Annotated in this window: 17 protein-coding genes and 2 tRNA genes; 9 read left to right on the forward strand and 10 right to left on the reverse strand. The window is 57.4% G+C overall.

Translation table 11 applies throughout. The features are described 5' to 3' along the window. Nucleotide 1 precedes the first annotated feature (1 nt). The 6 genes from fdxH (at nt 2) to ACYQ12_RS08950 (ending at nt 6,291) form a co-directional block, all read left to right on the forward strand. The gene (fdxH, locus tag ACYQ12_RS08925) at nt 2-961 is read left to right on the forward strand and encodes a formate dehydrogenase subunit beta (protein ID WP_459870406.1); all 960 of its coding nucleotides are present in this window, start codon (nt 2-4) and stop codon (nt 959-961) included. Next, a complete protein-coding gene (locus tag ACYQ12_RS08930) occupies nt 958-1,665 on the forward strand; it encodes a formate dehydrogenase subunit gamma (protein ID WP_459870408.1) in 708 nt (235 codons plus the stop codon). Before fdxH ends, ACYQ12_RS08930 begins: the two co-directional genes overlap by 4 nt. A 38-nt stretch (nt 1,666-1,703) precedes the next feature. Then, on the forward strand, nt 1,704-2,603 hold the full coding sequence (fdhE, locus tag ACYQ12_RS08935; RefSeq protein WP_459874491.1) for a formate dehydrogenase accessory protein FdhE: 900 nt from the start codon (nt 1,704-1,706) through the stop codon (nt 2,601-2,603). 157 nt (nt 2,604-2,760) lie between these two features. Next, nucleotides 2,761-4,227, forward strand: a complete 1,467-nt coding sequence (gene selA, locus ACYQ12_RS08940) for an L-seryl-tRNA(Sec) selenium transferase (protein ID WP_459870410.1) — start codon at nt 2,761-2,763, stop codon at nt 4,225-4,227. Between the two features lie 41 nt (nt 4,228-4,268). Continuing rightward, nucleotides 4,269-6,152 (forward strand): selenocysteine-specific translation elongation factor, encoded by a 1,884-nt coding sequence (gene selB / locus ACYQ12_RS08945; protein ID WP_459870412.1) that lies wholly within the window; start codon nt 4,269-4,271, stop codon nt 6,150-6,152. Between the two features lie 43 nt (nt 6,153-6,195). Beyond that, nucleotides 6,196-6,291, forward strand: a tRNA-Sec gene (locus tag ACYQ12_RS08950). Between the two features lie 97 nt (nt 6,292-6,388). On the opposite strand, the gene ACYQ12_RS08955 is transcribed toward ACYQ12_RS08950, so the two are convergent. The 3 genes from ACYQ12_RS08955 to ACYQ12_RS08965 form a co-directional block, all read right to left on the reverse strand. Beyond that, nucleotides 6,389-6,595, reverse strand: coding sequence for a helix-turn-helix domain-containing protein (locus ACYQ12_RS08955; protein ID WP_459870415.1), 207 nt, complete (start codon nt 6,593-6,595; stop codon nt 6,389-6,391). 477 nt (nt 6,596-7,072) lie between these two features. Next, nucleotides 7,073-8,290, reverse strand: coding sequence for a helix-turn-helix domain-containing protein (locus tag ACYQ12_RS08960; protein WP_459870418.1), 1,218 nt, complete (start codon nt 8,288-8,290; stop codon nt 7,073-7,075). Nucleotides 8,291-8,311: 21 nt separating this feature from the next. Next, on the reverse strand, nt 8,312-8,992 hold the full coding sequence (locus ACYQ12_RS08965) for a hypothetical protein (protein ID WP_459870421.1): 681 nt from the start codon (nt 8,990-8,992) through the stop codon (nt 8,312-8,314). Nucleotides 8,993-9,055: 63 nt separating this feature from the next. On the opposite strand from ACYQ12_RS08965, the gene ACYQ12_RS08970 reads away from it, so the two are divergent. Then, a tRNA-OTHER gene (locus tag ACYQ12_RS08970) sits at nt 9,056-9,146 on the forward strand. A gap of 77 nt (nt 9,147-9,223) precedes the next feature. Here the strand turns inward: ACYQ12_RS08970 and ACYQ12_RS08975 are convergent. The 7 genes from ACYQ12_RS08975 to ACYQ12_RS09005 all read right to left on the reverse strand — a co-directional run bounded on the left by ACYQ12_RS08975 (nt 9,224) and on the right by ACYQ12_RS09005 (nt 15,432). Continuing rightward, nucleotides 9,224-9,550, reverse strand: a complete 327-nt coding sequence (locus tag ACYQ12_RS08975) for a hypothetical protein (RefSeq protein WP_459870424.1) — start codon at nt 9,548-9,550, stop codon at nt 9,224-9,226. Between the two features lie 472 nt (nt 9,551-10,022). Beyond that, a complete protein-coding gene (locus ACYQ12_RS08980) occupies nt 10,023-10,238 on the reverse strand; it encodes a hypothetical protein (RefSeq protein WP_459870427.1) in 216 nt (71 codons plus the stop codon). A gap of 57 nt (nt 10,239-10,295) precedes the next feature. Beyond that, nucleotides 10,296-10,511 carry a hypothetical protein gene (locus ACYQ12_RS08985; protein WP_459870430.1) on the reverse strand — a complete coding sequence of 72 codons (216 nt, stop codon included), beginning with the start codon at nt 10,509-10,511 and terminating at the stop codon, nt 10,296-10,298. 757 nt (nt 10,512-11,268) lie between these two features. Continuing rightward, nucleotides 11,269-12,273 carry an NAD(P)H-quinone oxidoreductase gene (locus tag ACYQ12_RS08990; protein WP_459870432.1) on the reverse strand — a complete coding sequence of 335 codons (1,005 nt, stop codon included), beginning with the start codon at nt 12,271-12,273 and terminating at the stop codon, nt 11,269-11,271. Nucleotides 12,274-12,303: 30 nt separating this feature from the next. Continuing rightward, nucleotides 12,304-13,809: a tripartite tricarboxylate transporter permease gene (locus ACYQ12_RS08995; protein WP_459870434.1), complete on the reverse strand. Its 1,506-nt coding sequence runs from the start codon at nt 13,807-13,809 to the stop codon at nt 12,304-12,306. 69 nt (nt 13,810-13,878) lie between these two features. Beyond that, a complete protein-coding gene (locus ACYQ12_RS09000; protein WP_459870437.1) occupies nt 13,879-14,388 on the reverse strand; it encodes a tripartite tricarboxylate transporter TctB family protein in 510 nt (169 codons plus the stop codon). Nucleotides 14,389-14,442: 54 nt separating this feature from the next. Continuing rightward, entirely contained in the window at nt 14,443-15,432 is a 990-nt protein-coding gene (locus ACYQ12_RS09005) for a Bug family tripartite tricarboxylate transporter substrate binding protein (RefSeq protein WP_459870440.1), read from the reverse strand. 314 nt (nt 15,433-15,746) lie between these two features. Between ACYQ12_RS09005 and ACYQ12_RS09010 the strand changes: the two genes are divergently transcribed. Both ACYQ12_RS09010 and dctP read left to right on the forward strand, forming a co-directional pair. Continuing rightward, nucleotides 15,747-16,457 (forward strand): SDR family NAD(P)-dependent oxidoreductase, encoded by a 711-nt coding sequence (locus ACYQ12_RS09010; protein WP_459870443.1) that lies wholly within the window; start codon nt 15,747-15,749, stop codon nt 16,455-16,457. A gap of 510 nt (nt 16,458-16,967) precedes the next feature. Next, nucleotides 16,968-18,008, forward strand: a complete 1,041-nt coding sequence (gene dctP, locus ACYQ12_RS09015) for a TRAP transporter substrate-binding protein DctP (protein WP_459870446.1) — start codon at nt 16,968-16,970, stop codon at nt 18,006-18,008. The last annotated feature ends 68 nt before the right edge of the window (nt 18,009-18,076 follow it).

Consider the following 18,076-nt stretch of genomic DNA (forward strand, 5'->3'; position numbering starts at 1 on the left):
GATGAGAGGCGATCAGATCAACCTTCAGAACATCATCGCGCGCTCCGCCACTACCGCGCCTTCTCCACAAGAGCGCACAGGCGCAGTGGAGAAGGTGACCAAGCTGATGGACCCGTCCAAGTGCATCGGGTGCAAGGCTTGTCAGGTAGCCTGTTCGGAGTGGAACGACCTGCGTGACGATGTCGGTGAATGCGTCGGGGTTTATGACAATCCGTTGGATCTCTCCCCGAATACCTGGGAGCTGATGCGGTTCAACGAATACGAGAACGAGGAAGGCGGTCTCGAATGGTTGATCCGCAAGGATAACTGCATGCACTGCGCGGAGCCGGGCTGTCTTGAGGCGTGCCCGGCGCCGGGGGCAATCGTGCAGTACGCCAACGGTATCGTCGACTTCAACTCCGAGCATTGCATCGGGTGTGGCTATTGCGTGGCAGGATGTCCGTTCAATATTCCGCGTATCTCGGAAAAGGACGAGAAGGCCTACAAGTGCACCCTGTGTTCCGACCGTGTCTACCACGGTCTGGAGCCGGCATGCGTCAAGAGCTGTCCGACCGGGGCCCTCATGTTCGGGACCAAGGAGGACATGCTGGAGCATGGCGCCATGCGGGTGGATTACCTCAAGGAGCGCGGCTATGAAAACGCCGGCGTCTATAACCCTGCGGGGGTTGGCGGCACGCACGTCATCTACGTGTTGCAGCATGCCGACAAGCCGGAGCTTTATAACAACCTGCCGAGCGATCCGCGTATCAGTCCGCTGACTCAGGCGTGGAAAGGGGTGACCAAGCCGCTGATGTCGGCCGCGATCGGCCTGGCTGCGGTAACCGGTTTCTTCCACTATGCCATCAAGGGGCCCAAGGAAGAGCCGGAAGACGATCCGGACGAGCAGACAGCCGCAGCTGCGGTCAGGACGGATGAAGAATCGGCCGCATCGGCTGCGAGAAGAGAGGAGGATCGCTCATGAGCCACTCCAATACCAAGAAGGGGATCCTGCGCTATACCTGGTGGACGCGAGCCAACCACTGGATCGTGGCGATCAGCTTCGTCCTGCTGGTACTGAGCGGTCTGTCGATGTTCTATCCCTTCTTCTGGCCGTTTACGGGGCTGTTCGGCGGCCCCATCGCGACACGCTTCATCCATCCGTGGATTGGCGTGGTCATGACGTTGTTCTTTCTGCTCCTGGCGGTCCAGCTCTTCAAGTCGAGCTTCATCAAGCGTCACGATATCCAGTGGCTAAAGCAGATTCGCGACGTGCTCAGCAATCGCGATGATCGCCTGCCCCCGGTAGGCAAGAACAACGCTGGGCAGAAGCTGGTGTACTGGATCATGTTGCTGTGCATACCGGTGCTGCTGGTTACCGGCATCGTTCTCTGGCGGCCGTATTTCGCACCCGACATGCCTCGGCTGTGGCTGCGGGTGGCGGCGATGGTCCATGCTTATACCGCATTTCTGGCGATCATTACGCTCATCATTCACATCTACTCGGGTATCTGGGTGAAAGGCTCCATTCGCGCCATGGTGCAGGGTCGTGTCAGCAAGGCATGGGCCAAGCACCACCATAGCCTGTGGTACGAGGAGGAGATGAAGAAGGAGCGTAACCGGGAGGAGTTCGACGAGCGCGAAACCGAGCAAGAGACGGCGGCCAAGCAGCAGCGGCAAACGCCCTGAAAGGAGGCGAAGTGAGTCATTCTTATGGCAGTGCCCCGGTGGGTATCATCGACCCACCGGGGGTCGTTTTGCCCGGGAAAAGTATATTCAGTGAGCGGGCCAGACGCCTTCGCGAGCTCGCTGATCAGGTGCCTTCCATGAGCGATTTCCTGGGCTTCATGGCCCGGCTGGTTCAGGCGCAACATCAGGTCCTGGAAAGCCGGGAGCCGACCTGGCTACCCGAACCGGCTGCCTTCGAGCTGGCGCTGGAGCATGATATGGCGCCGCTGGGCATCCATGCGCTACGCCGTGATGTCGACTGGCAGTCGGAGTTGGCTGGGGTGCTCGACGCGCTGGAGCTGCATGTTGCCGAAGCGCAGCGTCCGCTTCTGCAGCAGCTGCGACAGTTGGACGATACGGCGCTCGACGCTCTGGCTGACGACGTGCTGGAGGGGCGTGGCGGTCCCGTGGAAAGGCGGGGACTGATGCCATTCGTGGCGGCAGCTCTGCAGGTCGCCTGGGTACGCATGACCCAGGTGCTGCCCAGGCCTCCCAGACGTCCCGGCAAGGAGTCCAAGGCCTTGTGCCCTTGTTGCGGATCGGCCCCCGTTGCAAGCCTGATCGAGATCGAGAAGGATCGTAGCGGCGTGCGTTATCTGCAATGCGGCCTCTGTGCCAGCCAATGGCGGGTCGAACGGGCAAGGTGCAGCGTCTGTGATGGCAGCGGCGAGCTCAATTACTTTGAACTCGAAAACGAATCGGGAGAAACGGCCTTGCCGATGCAGGCGGAAACCTGCGGCAACTGCAACAGCTACCTCAAGATCATCTCCCGTGAGTGGAATGCCGGCGTCGAGCCCCTGGCGGATGACCTGGGAAGCCTTGCGCTTGACCTGATGCTGGGCGAAGAGGGCATCTATCAGCGTAGTGGGTTCAACCCGCTGCTGATTGTGGGAGAGTGACACCTTCGGCAATGACTTTCGTACCGGTATGACGACTGCGAGATGGCGAGAGCCATCTCGCTTTTTTTCGTTGGTGTATCGGCCTACAAGCACGTGACGTCCCAAGGGGATTCATGTTATCTCCTTATTGCAGCTGAGAAATACAGATCGAGACGACATGAACGAGAAGACCCAAGCCGATAGTCGCCGTCGGTTGCCTGCCGTAGATACGCTACTGGCACATCCGGCACTGCAGCAGAGCCTGGCTCAGCATGGTCGCCGCCTGGTGGTGCGGGCCATACGCGAAACGCTCGTTGCCGAGCGCTCACGTCTGGGAAACATGAATGACAATGAGGGGGAGGAACCGGCGTCGGAGGAGGCTCTTGCCGAGCGCTGTCTCGTGACATTGTCAGTACTGACACGCCCCAGGGCGCGAGCGGTCTTCAATCTGACCGGCACGGTCATTCACACCAATCTTGGCCGCGCCCCCCTGGCCGAAGCGGCCATCGAGGCGCTCACCCGGGCGGCACGCTATCCCATTGCACTGGAGTACGATCTGGCCAGCGGCCGGCGTGGCGACCGCGACAGCCTGGTGGAAGAGCTGCTTTGCGAGCTCACCGGCGCCGAGGCGGCAACCGTCGTCAACAACAATGCCGCAGCAGTGGTGCTGACGCTCGGGGCTCTCGGCGCCGGACGCGAGGCGATCATCTCGCGGGGTGAGCTGATCGAGATCGGTGGCGCCTTTCGCATGCCGGACATCATGACGGCAGCGGGGTGTCGCTTGCGCGAGGTGGGTGCCACCAACCGTACTCACACTCACGACTACCGTGATGCGCTGAATTCAGAAACGGGGCTGATCGTCAAGGCTCATACTTCGAACTACGCCATCACCGGCTTCACCAAGAGCGTTGCTGAAAGCGAGCTTGCCCGCATCGCCCATGAACATGACGTTCCCTTGGTAATCGATCTCGGTAGCGGTGCGCTGATCAATCTTTCCGCGCTGGGGCTGCCTCACGAATCACTCCCCAGCGAGGCCATTGCGGATGGCGCCGATGTGGTGACCTTTAGCGGCGACAAGCTGCTCGGGGGCCCGCAGGCAGGCATTATCGTCGGCAAGCGCGAGTGCATCGAGCGCATCAAGCGACACCCGCTCAAGCGTGCGCTACGACTCGACAAGATGATGCTGGCCGCTCTGGAAGCCACTTTGCGAATCTATAGCCATGGTGAGGCGCCGGAGCGGGAAATTCCCACCTTGGCACTCATGACGCGTACCGAAGAGGCCATCCAGGCCTGCGGAGAGCGCATGCTGGCAGCTACGCAGGGGCTGCTGGAAGACATCGAGGTGACACTCGAGGATTGCATGAGTCAGCTTGGCAGCGGGGCGCTGCCGGTGGATCGTCTGCCCAGCCGGGCATTGACCTGGCGTCCGCAAGCCCGTGATCGCATCACGAGAGAGCGGATATTACGACATCTGGAAGCAGCGTTTCGCCAGCTGTCGCGTCCCGTCATCGGACGCCTGAGCGATGGTGCCCTGCGTCTCGACATGCGCTGTCTGGCGGGGGAGGCGGAGGAACGAGCTTTCGTTGCGCAACTCGATGAGCTAAAACCGCAATTCGTCCGTGCAATGAGCGAGGCCAGGTCATGATTGTCGGAACGGCAGGACATGTCGATCATGGAAAGACAGCCTTGATTCAGCGCCTGACTGGCGTCGATACCGATCGTTTGAAGGAAGAGAAGGCGCGTGGACTGACCATCGAAGCGGGCTATGCCTACCCGGAAGTCGAGGCGGATATCGATCTGGGATTTGTGGATGTGCCAGGGCATGAAAAGTTCATTCCCAACATGCTGGCCGGCAGTGCCGGTATCGACACCGTCTTGCTGGTGGTGGCGGCCGATGATGGCGTGATGCCCCAGACGCTCGAGCATGTCCAGATTCTCAAGCTACTCGGCCTGGCTCATGGCGTCGTGGCCCTCACCAAGTGCGATCTGGTCGACGTGGCGCGTCGTCAGGAAGTCCGACGGGAGATCACCGCACTGCTCGCCGACACGTCATTGGCAGGCTCTGAAATCTTCGACGTGTCCAGCCGCAGTGGTGAAGGCATCGAACCGCTGCGTGACTATTTATGGTCATTGGCTGCCCGGCAGCATGAGACGGCTGCTACCGGACATTTCCGCCTCGCCGTCGACCGTGCCTTCACCAAGAGCGGTGCCGGTCTGGTCGTGACCGGAACCGTGGTGGCCGGCACGATCGAGGAGGGCGAAACCGTGCGGTTGTTTCCTTCCGGTCTCAAGGCCCGCGTGCGCGGGCTGAGACGACAGAATCGAGCCAGCCACGTCGCTCGCCAGGGCGACCGCTTGGCACTCAATCTTGCCGGTCCCGGCATCGACCGGGAGGTGATCGGGCGGGGCGGATGGATCGTGTCGGATGCGCTGGAGACACCGGCTCTGCAGCGTGTAGACATCCAGCTTGAACTGCTGGGCACGGCCGAGGCGCTGAAACATTGGACGCCGGTCCATATCCACCTCGGCGCCACCCATGTCACGGGGCGCGTTTCACTGCTCGAAGGTCAGCGTCTCGCACCGGGCGGTGCGATGCTAGGCCAGTTGGTACTGGACACGCCGGTACATGCCTGCCTGGGGGATCGTGTCGTGATTCGCGATCATGGCGCCCAGGCCACGTTGGGAGGCGGGGTGGTACTTGACGGAGCACCGCCGCGGCGAGGCCAGCGAGCAAAGAAGCGTCTGGCCTGGCTTGCTGCTCTGCGCGACAGTGCCCAGGCTGGGGCGCCCTATGATCTGGAGCGTCCACTCGAGGCGGCACTGGAACTGCACTCCGATGGACTTGATCTGGCTGCGCTGGCCCGCAATGTCAATCGCGACACGGATGTGCTGGCAGGTGCCGTCGAGGCCTTGGGCGGCAGGATCGTGACGGCTCAGGGAGACATGCGCGCCTTTTCCCGGTCAGCACTCGAGGGGCTGGAGTCGCGTATCGTTGCGGTGGTTGCCGACAATCACGAACGTGAGCCGGCGATGTTGGGAACCGAGCGTGAGCGTTTGCGCCGTCAGGTCATGCCCAATCTGCCCAGCGCCCTGTTTCGCCCGTTGTTGAATAGTCTGATCCGAAAAGGGCGCATCGAACAGCACAATGCCTTCGTGGCGCTACCGGGCCATCAGGCGGGCCTCGACGAAGCGGATGAGCGTTTGTGGCAGACGATTCGTCCTTTGCTCGAAGAGTGCCGTTTCGAGCCGCCGCGGGTGCGCGATATCGCCGCGATGCAAGGGGTAGAAGAGCAACGAATCCGCGAGCTGCTGATCGCCTGTGCCCGGCTGGGCGAGGTATATCATGTTCGACGTGACCATTTCTTCATGGCATCCTCAGTCCGCGACATGGCGATGATTGTCGAAGAACTTGTCGCGATGCACGGTTCGGCACGGGCAGCGGATTTTCGTGACCGTATCGGTACCGGACGCAAATTGGCAATACAAATCCTTGAATTTTTTGATAGACTCGGTTTCACGCGGCGCATTCGGGATGACCACGTCATCCGGCGTTCGGACATGTGGTACTGACAACTCGTCGAAGCGGTATGGCGAGGAGAAGAGTATCGCGAGAGGAAGAGCATCGACCCCCGGTGGGGCGGCCAGACTTCAAATCTGGTAGGGGCTGCCAGCGGTCCCTGGTGGGTTCGACTCCCACGCTCTTCCGCCAGGCCGCGCCACATCTGGTCTCCCACCATATTCATACTTCCTTGTGCGTACCCTTCCAAGTCTGCTGCTTTTCTCCGGGGCTACGCTCGACATATATTTCAGTTAAACGAAACCCGGCTGTTTTGGACGAATTGCTGGCACTCACTGCGCCGATACAGTACCCATCTGCCGCTTTTGTAGTAGGGCAAGTTGTAGCGCTTCGTTGAGCGCCAGACGGCAAGCGTACTCGTTTTCACGTGCAGAATCTTTGCAGCCTCGGTGGGTTCGATGAAGTCTTCGCTGCTGTAATCCATAGCCTCGGCCATGTTCAATCTCCGCTGTATTTTCCTGCACCGTAGCCCATTGCCTATTCAAGCGATTGCTCTCGCTGTTTTTTGGCATGGGCTTCGGCGGCTTCTCGGACCCCAGGGGTATGCAGCAGACGTTGGTATCGCTGGCGCCATTCGTTGCGCCGCTGGCTGATCATTGCGATCAGGTCTTCTAGAGGGAGGGTTTCGCCATCTTCGGCCGCGTAGCCGGTACCGTGGCAGTGAGCGCAAGGGCTCATGTGGAACATGCCCCGATACTCGCCGGACCCGCCACAATTTGGGCAGGGTCCGTGTGGTGGCGGCTCCCAGATCGGCGATCTGATCTTACCCATGGGCTACCTTATTGTTAGTTTTAAACACAGTTACGCTATGATTAGTACAGTTGAACTAATCATTGAAATTAAGGGTTGACTGGAAATAACTTGCCACTAAAAACCCGCTGCTGGAGCGGGTTTTTAATCAAGGAGGATATGCTTACTTTCTTTTATTTAAATTTATTACTTCTGCTTCTTTGAAAGATGTTCTGTTTGATTTTTCTTTTTTTCGAAATTTTAGAGGTACGACATTTTGTTCAGGGCTGATGTCAAAATACCCTTTCCTTAAATTGCATAATTCTTCAGTAATCTCAGTTGGCAACCCAAGAATATCTCGCAGCTGGTGCTTAGTTAGTACCTGGTGGTCTACTAGCATATGCACGCCACGCATGAGCAATTTTGGTTGCTCAAAGCGACTTTCTTTGTCAAGAGGCTCCTGCTTAACCCAGCCTCTAGCAGAGCGTCCTTTCCATAATCTTTCCGTTACTGCTTCATTGGTTATTTCTAAGTCCCTACAGCGAGCAATCATTGCTCCAATTGAAACTTTCCAGCGAGATTTAACAGCGAGGAAAGTTTCTAGGGTTGGCCAGCTTATTTCTAGCGGGAAGCTTTCAGAAGGCATAAGAAAGGCGCTGGCGAATCTATGAGCTTGGTTCTCAAGAAGTTTATACAACACTGGGTCGTTATACTGGTCCTTGGTAATGTGCTTATGCAGCACTATGTGGCCTAGCTCGTGAGCAACATCAAACCTATTCCTAATACCATTGGCTTTATCTGACGAGATTAGAACATAAGGCCTTCCGTCTAAATCAGACCAGTTCGAGACGCCATCCATCTTTAAATGGCCAAGTGCCGCGCGAGAGCATATGATTCCTGCGTTCTCCATAGCCTGGACTATGTCTGGAATAGGGCCCCGTGAAAGTCCCCAAATGTCGCGACAATGATCGGCCATCTCTTCTATCTCTTCGTCTGAAATCAAACGGCAGTCAGTTTCGTTGAGATGTGGAACATTAAGTTCTGGCCAGTCAATACTCTCTTGAAGCTCATAAGAGATTTCTTGCATCCACTGCAATCTAATTTCAGCTAACTCTCTAGCGGTCTTCGTTGCGCTAGTTTGTGAGCGGAAAAAGAATGGAGATGAACTTCTATCCTTGGTGTTAAGCGGCGTGGGTGTTAGTAGCCAATTAGAAGAAACGCCAAATATCTCACATATGCGATTAAAGACATCAGCTTCAGGAGCTTGATGTCCTTTTTCCCACTTCGAAATATTGCTAACAGCTCGGCCTATCTTTTCTGCAAGAGCTTTTTGAGTCAAATTGAATGCACGGCGGAGCTGGCCAAGCCTTGCTGGCTGAAAGCCGACGACACCCGTTCTCATAGTGAAACTCTCTTATTCATCTTATTCATCCTGCTCTGGTAGATCTACTACGCCATCCTCTTCAGAGCGACGCATACTTTCGCGCAGTTTCGGATATGCTGTATCTTGTATAGTCGTATCTTCTTCCGAATAGCTGGCATATATTTCAGGAAGAGAAGCAACTAGATGGAAACCTTTTCCATTACTATATGGAATGGCTATAACGATGGATAGTGGAGTAGTGTGATCGCCTGTTAACTTTTTGTTCGCAACAGGAATGATCAATGCATGTAGTGTATGTTCTGTAGGGCCTAGATGAGGAGGAACTTCGTAGAAAAGATCTCCTATGTGATGATCAAGTCGCTTATTGAAACTCTGCAGGTGCTGGCGAAAAATACTTTCTCTAACAGTTTTGTCGCTTGCGCATACTGTAACTGTAAGACAAAGGTGACCTGCTCTTATCAGCGCGTAGAAGCCTCCTTTAGGCTTGGTCGGCATGTTTGCCACTGTAGCGCCCTCAACTTCTTGCATTGCCAAAATAGCTTCTTGAACATCGAAGTGGCGTAGCTGAGTCCTAGGTCCGATCAACGGCACATGCTTATAGCGTTGACGTGCAGCCTCATCTGAAGTAGCAAAAGCTTGTGTGATGCGTGTCTCAGCTTCTAGCAGTACAGCCTTTGGAAGATTGCTACATACAAATTGGATTAATTCTTTTTTGAGCATGCCCGCTTTTCCTTGGTTGCGTTAAGCGGATTTTATACCCATTTTTTTTCGTTATCTATGGTGTGAAGGCTAAAATTAACAGTGAACAGGACTTCAAATCTGGTAGGGGCTGCCAGCGGTCCCTGGTGGGTTCGACTCCCACGCTCTTCCGCCAGGCCGCGCCACACGGGCTTCACATCATCTCGTCATTTTCTGCGCATCCTTCCTTAACGTTCGCCGTTCGGCGTGACGTTAGCCTCCCTGAGCATTGTAGGGACCCCCTTCACCGTTCTGATTGGCTTGGTCGGCGCTCTCGCTGCCCTGATTGTTTTGGGCATCAGCGGGTTCCTTGGACATGACATCCTGATTGCCGTAACCATGTCGATAAGCGTTATCGAGCTGATCGTTGACGCTGACGGCCGGCTTCATCTGATCCTTGTGAAACTGTTCCATGTGGGAGTCGCGGGGAGTAGGCTCCGCCATTTGCTGTTCCTGCTGGGCGGCGGCTGAAACTGAAGCGACAGCGGAAAGCACAGCGACGATACCCAGTGAGACGAAATGCTTCTTGGCACTGACCATGGCTTCTCCTTGGCTGCTTTTCGATTATTTCGAACAGCCCGAGGACAGTTTAGTCTACCGGGGCATTCTTCACTGTAGCCAAACGTCGCATCCTCGCAGCGGCATGGACAATTTCGGTGGATGCAGCGCGCAGGCGAGTGACATGAAAAATGCTGAATTCGACTCATCTGATGACATCAAGAAATTCGTCTGGCCTCGTTTAGCCATTTTTGTTAATGTTTGTGTTTACAAGGGTTACATTCAGCTCAAAATAAACACAAAACTAAACGGGGAACCATCATGCGAGCAATCGTTGATCTTCTACCTATTGCCGCTCTCACCATCGCCACCGTCATGCACTGGGGCGGGGTCTTCGGTTGATAGAGGAAGCTCTGCCGGGTTCTGGCAAGGTTCTGAAAGAAAGGCGCTCCTTGAGCGCCTTTCTTGTCTGCTTGGCTATTGTCTGCCTGGCTGTTGTCTGCCTGATTTCAGCTCAGCCGGTTGCCGGGTCATCCCTGGGAATGTCCGGTTCATCCACCCCTTCCTGGTCAGCGATTTCTTCCATTTTCTCGGCGCGCATTCTCGCTTCCTTTTCGGTATCGAATATGCCGATAGTGCCCCCCGTGTCCGGGTCGTAGACTTCATACTGTAGGCCTGAACCGCTTTTCGGATTGCTGATTTCGCGGATTGCGTAGGGATAGTCAGACATGGCGTCTCTCCAATCCTGAAATAGGGGCGATGTGGTGCGGTGCGCACGGATCCGCGCCTAGCTGACGTTGGAGTCGTCTCTGGGCACGCTAGCATCCTGGTTAAGAGCTTCGACGTCTATCGATCGCATCTGGTCAGCCCGACTCTCGGCCTCGGCTTTCGTATCGTATATGCCGATACTGATCCCCGTATCGGTGTCGAACACTTCGTACCTGCCTGCTGTATCGTCACCTGACTCGTTGACTTCACGCACTTCGATGGTTTGCTCTGCCATGATCGACTCCTTTCGAACCATTACTGTCTCTAGGGTAGTCAACAGTTTCGTCTGGAGCATAACGTAGCCGAGGCACTCGGCATTATCCGTTTATGGCGGGCTGTCAATCGCGTATCTCGGCAGGCTATGGCGAGTCCCGGCAGGGTATCACGAGGTGATTTGATGCCATCCGTCTTTAGTTTAGGCAAGCAGTACGAAGCGCATGGGAAATACACTTAATTTAACGAAATGGAACCAAACAGGTTTTGCCGTATTGGAGCGAGACGGCTAATGTGAGTTCATGCGGTGAGTAGCGGCCAGGGAGGTCGCCAGTGCAAGGAAGTGCGCGATCAGGAAGATCGAGGCTCAGGGAAGGAGGCACAAGCGGCAGGATGCCACCAATGCCAAGGAACCTGAGGACTTGCCGCAGTACTTGAATCGTTGAAGGCCCGGCCCTTGTGCCGGGCCTTTTTTATGGTTCATCGCGTGTGGGGCATTGCGCTTTACCGGAAAAGAGGCTTAGAAGGAAGTCATGATGGTCCCGGCGAGCGCGCTTCACCACACGTCGGGTCGGCTTGCCTTTCAAAGCCGGTTGGCCTGATCCACGCGCACGATGACTTCATGCCCACGCTTGGCAATGACATGAACCGCGCGGGCGCTGGCGCAGTTGGCCTGTACCTCGCCTCATGGCTGACCGGCATCGGGCGAACCAACGTTGCACCCCGGCTCATCATGGCGCATTCTACGTGCCAGCGAGTGGAAGTGCGAAGCCGATGGGTCACCAGGTAAGGACGATCTTTCCGATGTGTTCGCTGGATTCCATGATGGCGTGGGCCGCTGCCGCTTGTGGGGCCGGCAGGGTGCGATAGATGACCGGCCTGATCGCACCACTGCTCAATAACGGCCATACGTGCTCTTTCAACCTTGCCGCTATGGCCGCCTTGAATTCGACGGGGCGCGGGCGAAGCGTGGAACCGGTGAGCGTGACACGACGGCGCAGAATGTCGCCGAGCGGAATGTCAGCCCGGTTACCGCCGAGCAGGGCGATTAGCACGATGCGTCCGTCATCGGCGGTGCAGTCGAGCTCGCGGGCAATATAAGAACCGCCCACCATATCGAGAACCACGTCGGCACCGCGATCCGCAGTCAACGCTTTGACCACTTCCACGAAATCCTCTTCCCGGTAGTTGATGGCACGCTCTGCACCGAGACGTTCACAGATCCGGCATTTTTCTGCACTTCCCGCCGTGGTCAGGACCCGATAGCCCAGCGCCGAAGCCAGCTGAATGGCCGTCGTCCCGATGCCGCTGCTGCCGCCCTGTACCAGCAGGACCTCCTCCCTGCCACGGGGCCCCTGGCCCAGTGCGCCGCGTTCGAAGACATTACTCCACACGGTAAAGAACGTTTCGGGCAGTGCGGCCGCTTCGATGTCGCTGAGCCCTTCGGGAACGGGCAGGCACTGAGCCAGGGGCGCGTTGCACCATTCGGCGTAACCGCCGCCTTGAACCAGGGCGCAGATCCGATCTCCCACTTTCAAGCCCCAGCGGTTGTCGGGGTGGGACAGATCCCCCCCGACGATCTCGCCGGCGATTTCCAGGCCCGGAATGTCAGTTATGCCTTCGGGCACCGGGTAATTGCCGAGACGCTGGAAAACGTCGGGGCGGTTGATCCCCGAGGCCGCGACCCGGATCAGGACCTCGCCCGCTGCGGCCTGCGGCGTGGGGCGCCGGGTGAGCTGCAGGACGTCAGGGGCGCCGTAGCGGGTAATTTCGATGGCTTTCATGCGTTCATCCTGACTATTGGGGAGCTGCATTCATGAGGTTTGAGAGAGTCGTTTCTGCTTGGCCTGGGCGCGACTGTCTTTCCAGTACCGGCGGATGGCGAAAGCCAGTGAGGCGATCGTCAGGGCAATGAAGAACCAGGTGATCGGGCCGCGGAAGAAGAACGAAGGATCTCCGCCGCCGATCAGCAGGGTACGGCGCAGGTTGTCCTCGAACATCGGGCCCAGGATGAAGCCGATGAGGAAGGGAGCCGTCGCGAACCCGGTACGGTTGAAGATAAAGCCGACCAGACCGAACAACAGCATCAGGCCGATATCGAAGGTGTTGTTGTTGACGGCATAGGAACCATAGACGCAGAACATCAGCACGATGGGCAGCAGGATCGACTTGGGAATCTCGGCGATCAGCGAAAAGTAGCGAATCGCCACGTTGCCCACCACGAACAGGACTGCCGAGCTCAGCAGGATGCCGCAGAAGAGGGCGTAGATCAGCGGCAGATTCTCCTGGAACAGCACCGGCCCCGGCGTCAATCCATGGATCATGAAGGCGCCGAGGATGATGGCGGTAATCACGTCGCCGGGGATCCCCAGCGACAGCAGGGGAATCAGCGTGGCGCCGGCCACACCGTTGTTGCCCGCTTCCGAGGCGGCCACCCCTTCGACCTCTCCCTTGCCGAAGTTGTCCTTGTGGCGCGAGCGCCGCTTGGCATCGCCGTAGGAGATGAACGCCGCCGCCGTCGCTCCCGTGCCGGGGATGGCACCGATGATCACCCCGATGAGGCTGCCGCGAACGATGGTCGTCATGCAGCGCTTGAGCTCCTTGAAGGACAAGCCACTGCCGGTCACGGCAGAGCGAATATGCGGCTGGGCCTTCTTGACGTAGAAGTCGATGACCTCGGGAATGGCAAAGAGCCCGATCAGCAACGGAACGAAGGAAACGCTGTCCATCAGATTATAGTTGTCGAAGGTAAGGCGTTGCGTGCCGTAGACCATGTCCAGGCCGATGGTCGAGACGATGATGCCCAGACAGGCGGCGATCAACCCCTTGACCACCGATTCGCCGGCGATGGAGACGATGATGGTCAGCGAAAAGCAGATGAGCCAGAAGAATTCCGGCGGCCCGAAGTTGAGAGCGATCTTGGCGAGATAGGCAGCAAAGAAGATCAGCGCGATGTTGGAAATGACATCGGCGATGCAGGACGAATAGAGCGCCATCTTGAGCGCCTTCTTGGCGTGTCCCTGCTGGGCCAGCGGATAGCCATCGAGCAATGTGCAGGCCGAGGCCGGGGAGCCTGGCGTGCGGATCAGAATGGCGGTAATCGAGCCGCCGTACATGCCGCCCTTGTAGATACCGACCAGCAGCAGGATGGCGGTGATCGGTTCGAGGGCAAAGGTGAACGGCAGGGCGAGGGCAACGGCCATGGTGGCGGTCAGGCCGGGAATCGCACCCACTACCACGCCGATCACAACGCCGACTGCGATGGCAATGAAGTTGTGCACGCTCAGGAACAGCTCAAGCACCTCATGAAAACCATCCATAACAAAATTTCCTGAGTAGATAGGTGATAACGGTAAGAAGAGACGTGGCGACTGCGGCGTTGCGGGAACTTAGCCCCAAAGCTGTCCGGCAGGAAGCGGGACATTGAGCAGATGAATGAATAGCCATGTAACGGCGATGGGCAGAACGATACCGAGCAGGTAGATCCAGGGCTGACGGATCGGATGCGCAGCGAACAGCACCAGTGTCGCGACGATACCGGCAGCCATGGCACCCAGCAGTTCGAAACATAGGACGTAAACGGCAAAGGCTGCGAGCAGCAGCACCCAGCGTATACGCGGCGCGGACTCCTGGCCGCTCCGGTCGGCAGGAATCGGCGGTGCCAGGCAACCTTCGAGAAGCAGGAGAATCGACAAGCCCAGTACGATCCAGCCGGTCACGGCCGGCAACCAGCGCGGCGACAGCATGGGGTTGTTGAGCCGCGGCGGCTCATTGATGTAGTGCGGTACCAGATAGAAGATGAAGCCGATCGAAATGAACAACAGCAGGGCGCCCAGCAGGGTGTTGAGGTTGGCCCAGGTGTGTCGGGAGTGCGCTGTCTCGATCTTGGATGTCGTCATGCGGGAGGAACTCCAACAGAAATCGCAGGGGACGCCTGGCCCCCTGCGGCTCGATCAATTGCTGATGTCAGCCTGCTCGGCCACTTTGCTCCAGCGCTCGAGGTCGGACTTGACGTAATCACGGAACGCGTCGCCCTCTTCTTCGGCGGCGGTCGCGCCCAGTTGGGGCAGGAAAGCCTGGAAGCTTTCGCTGGCCATTACCTTATCCAGCGCTTCCTGGAGCCGATTTACCGCCACGTCAGGCATGTCCTTGTTGGCAATCAGGCCGAACCAGGCATTGGTGGTGAAGTTCTCCAGGTCTTCGTCGGCGCCCGTCTCGCGCAGGGTGGGCACGTCGGGAAGATACTTGGAGCGCTCTGCCGATGTCACGGCCAGGGCCTTGAGCTTGCCGGCTTTGATATGGGGCAGCACGGTCGGCATGTTCTCGAAAGAGACGTCGACGTCGCCGCTGAGCAGTGCCGGCAGGGCCTCGCCGCTGCCGCGGAAGGGCACATGAACCATCTGGGTGTCGGTCAGTGTCTTGAACAGCTCACCGGACATATGGATGGAGCTGCCCACACCGCTGGAGCTGAAGGCCATCTCCTGCTTTTTGGCAGCCTCGATGAACTCCGCCACGCTGTTGTATGGGCTATTGGCCGGCACGACCATGACGTTGGGAATCTTGATGATGTTGCGAATGAAGCGGAAATCCTCGACCGGATCGTACGGCAGATTGGGATAGATCGCCGGTCCGATGGTATGGCCCGGTGACGCCATCAGAATGGTGTGGTCCGAGTTGCGTCCTCCGCGGGCAAGCTGCCCGGTGGCGATGGTCGAACCGGCGCCCGGACGGTTTTCCACGACGACCGTGTCGAGTTCCTTCTGCAACAGGTCAGCCACCTTGCGTGACAGGATGTCCGTTGTGCCTCCCGCTGCATAGGGCACGACAAGCCGAATCGTGTCGGTCGGCCATTCCTCAGCCGCCTGGCTGGTAGCGGTGAAGGACAGAGTCGCGGCTACACCTAGTGCCATGACACTGGCGAAACGTGTCAGAACTTTTTTCATTATAAATACCGTCGATGTTGGCTTCAGGTTTGTTCACTTTGCGAATTAATGTTCGTGCTAACATGTCAAATCTACGGGAGAGAGAGAATTCAGTTCAAGCTTCTATCCTTGAATGGATGTTTTAATTTTTTGGCAATTGGACTTTGGGTTTATTTGTAGCTGTCGCCGGGTGTGGCAATAAGAAAAAAGCCAAGGTAACTATTGAATAGCTCTGGAAGTGCGCAATTGCTTGTCGCTTGTTTAGCTAACGTTCATTTATAAAACTTTGGTTTATTGTTGCGCTAATTCTGAATAACTTTCCGGAGCATGATGAGATGTCAAAACCTTGCGTAATCGTTACCGGGGGCGCCCGCAATATCGGTCAGGCAATCGCCTTGCGTCTACAACAGGACGGCTATCGCGTCATTGTGCTGGATATTCTGCCGCCGGAAGCGGAATCGCTGAGCGAATTTCATCAGTTGGATCTGAGCGACGCAGAACAGACGCGCAATCTGATGACGGAACTGGCCCACCGCCACCGGGTGACGAGACTGGTCAATAATGTCGGCCTGGTGCGCCCGGCATTGCTGGAAGATGCCACGTTGGAGGATTTCACGGCACTCATGGAACTCAATGTCCGCAGTGCTCTGGTCTGTACCCAGGCCGTGGCCCCCGTCATGCGTGAGGAAGGTTTCGGCCGTATCGTCATGAATACCAGTCGTGTCGTGTTGGGAAAGGAGGCGCGAAGCATCTACAGCGCGACCAAAGGTGCCCTGCAATCCATGTCACGCACCTGGGCACTGGAGCTGGCGGCAGATGGCATTACGGTCAATTGCGTGGCCCCCGGCCCCATCGCGACCACAGCGTTCTGGCAGAACAACCCGCCGGACTCCGAACGGGCCCGTCGCATTATCGACAACGTTCCCCTCAAGCGTATGGGGCAGCCAGAGGATGTGGCCCAGGCGGTCAGTTTCTTCTGTGATCAGCGCAGCGGCTTCATCACCGGGCAGACCCTTTTCGTGTGCGGTGGTGTCACGGTGGGGTGAGAGGGTTATGGTTGACGTTTAACGATGCGGTATGTTTTAAATTCGGAATACCATTTCATTTCCTGGAAAATGGCAGAAAGGTGGCAGCCATGGCGACTGAGTGGCGCCGCCGATGGCAATCGGGTCCAGCGAGCACCGCAGTGACTGCCAATTGCAAATGCATGAAACAGCGAGAGGAGGGTACGCTCCGTCTCTCGGTGGTGGGTGTGTTCCGTGTTGGGTGATGCATGAGAACTTATCATGCGCTCTTCCTGATGCAGCATTAAATATTGCCGATCGTTAAGTCAACTTGGTTGCCCCACTGAGATCGCGGCGGAATGTGCCTGAAGAGGATGGGCACAAACACTGCAGGGCATACCGGCAAGAGCTCTTTCGACCAAAAGCGATATTGAAATCAATGTTACGTATGGTAGTTTCCATTCACCATGCAATAAACGGTTCTGCATAGCGGAATATGCGTAACCCTACGACTTGGACAGCCATAAAAACTACTAGCTAGAGGATGCCAATATGAAGTTCATGCCCCTGTTCAGGAAAATCCTGGTACCCGCCAGCGCTGTCGCGCTGACGGCAGCCAGCATGTTGCCCCAATTGGCTGCCGCGCAGGACGTGGCTCGGTGGCGCGTGCAGTCTCACTGGCCGAGTGCCAGTAGCTCCTATCAGGATAGCCTGGTACGCCTGAAGAATGTGATCGAGGAGCGCACCGAAGGCCGCGTACAGCTTCAGCTTTTCGAGGCGGGAGCCCTGTTCAAGGCGCAAGAGACCTTCAATGCCGTCAGCCGTGGCATCCTCCAGATGGGCACCATCTCGCCGGGCTACGCTCAGGACAAGATGACGCTGGCGGGTATCGCCTCCGGTCTGCCGTTCGCGTTTCACAATGTCTGGGAAGCCGCTTACTTCCACAAGAATCTCGGCTTCGAGAAGATGCTCCAGGACGAGGCAGCCCAGTACGGGGTCTACTGGGCTACCGATAAGGTCTATCCCACCGAGATGGTCGTGAAGAATCCCATCAACAGCTGGGAAGATTTCACGAAACTGAAGATCCGTTCCTCCGGTGCGCTGCAGAAATTCCTGGATGAGGCGGGCGCCTCCACCACCTATCTGCCTGGCAGCGAACTCTACCCGGCACTCGATACCGGCGTCGTCGACGGCGCTCACTGGGGAGCCGCGCAGGGCGCCGCCAGCATGAGCCTGTACGAAGTGGCCAAGTATCACGTCAAGCCGGCCCTGAACATCGCCGGAACCGACGTCATCATCGTCAGCCAGAAGGCACTCGACAAGCTCTCCGAGAAGGATCAGGAAATCGTCAAGCAGGCGCTGGACGAGCAGTTCTGGTACCGCACCAACGAGTATCAGTATCAGGAGCGCGTCGCTCTGGCCAAGGCGATGCAGGAGCAGGGCGTACAGATCAACACGCTGCCCGAGGACGTTCAGAAGCGCCTGACCGAAATTGCCCAGCAGTCATGGGACGAAGAGGGCAAGCGTAGCGAAAAGGCGGCAGAAGCGCTGGAGAAGCTGAAGTCCTTCCTCGGCGATCTCGGCTACCTGTAATCCAGTACGGGCTCGCGGGTCCTCGTCCGACCGTCTCCACCGGGTGTCACCGATGCCTGTTGGACCAC

It is taken from the genome of Halomonas shantousis (assembly GCF_054654615.1).

What these genes read in the sequence shown, in the direction of transcription:
- fdxH (WP_459870406.1), top strand. Translation starts at nt 2, where the DNA reads ATGAGAGGCGATCAGATCAACCTTCAGAACATCATCGCGCGCTCCGCC.
- ACYQ12_RS08955 (WP_459870415.1), bottom strand. Translation starts at nt 6,595, where the DNA reads ATGGCCGAGGCTATGGATTACAGCAGCGAAGACTTCATCGAACCCACC.
- ACYQ12_RS09010 (WP_459870443.1), top strand. Translation starts at nt 15,747, where the DNA reads ATGTCAAAACCTTGCGTAATCGTTACCGGGGGCGCCCGCAATATCGGT.
- ACYQ12_RS08980 (WP_459870427.1), bottom strand. Translation starts at nt 10,238, where the DNA reads ATGTCTGACTATCCCTACGCAATCCGCGAAATCAGCAATCCGAAAAGC.
- ACYQ12_RS08930 (WP_459870408.1), top strand. Translation starts at nt 958, where the DNA reads ATGAGCCACTCCAATACCAAGAAGGGGATCCTGCGCTATACCTGGTGG.
- ACYQ12_RS08995 (WP_459870434.1), bottom strand. Translation starts at nt 13,809, where the DNA reads ATGGATGGTTTTCATGAGGTGCTTGAGCTGTTCCTGAGCGTGCACAAC.
- ACYQ12_RS08975 (WP_459870424.1), bottom strand. Translation starts at nt 9,550, where the DNA reads ATGGTCAGTGCCAAGAAGCATTTCGTCTCACTGGGTATCGTCGCTGTG.
- ACYQ12_RS08985 (WP_459870430.1), bottom strand. Translation starts at nt 10,511, where the DNA reads ATGGCAGAGCAAACCATCGAAGTGCGTGAAGTCAACGAGTCAGGTGAC.
- ACYQ12_RS08990 (WP_459870432.1), bottom strand. Translation starts at nt 12,273, where the DNA reads ATGAAAGCCATCGAAATTACCCGCTACGGCGCCCCTGACGTCCTGCAG.
- dctP (WP_459870446.1), top strand. Translation starts at nt 16,968, where the DNA reads ATGAAGTTCATGCCCCTGTTCAGGAAAATCCTGGTACCCGCCAGCGCT.
- ACYQ12_RS09000 (WP_459870437.1), bottom strand. Translation starts at nt 14,388, where the DNA reads ATGACGACATCCAAGATCGAGACAGCGCACTCCCGACACACCTGGGCC.
- ACYQ12_RS08965 (WP_459870421.1), bottom strand. Translation starts at nt 8,992, where the DNA reads ATGCTCAAAAAAGAATTAATCCAATTTGTATGTAGCAATCTTCCAAAG.
- ACYQ12_RS09005 (WP_459870440.1), bottom strand. Translation starts at nt 15,432, where the DNA reads ATGAAAAAAGTTCTGACACGTTTCGCCAGTGTCATGGCACTAGGTGTA.
- selA (WP_459870410.1), top strand. Translation starts at nt 2,761, where the DNA reads ATGAACGAGAAGACCCAAGCCGATAGTCGCCGTCGGTTGCCTGCCGTA.
- ACYQ12_RS08960 (WP_459870418.1), bottom strand. Translation starts at nt 8,290, where the DNA reads ATGAGAACGGGTGTCGTCGGCTTTCAGCCAGCAAGGCTTGGCCAGCTC.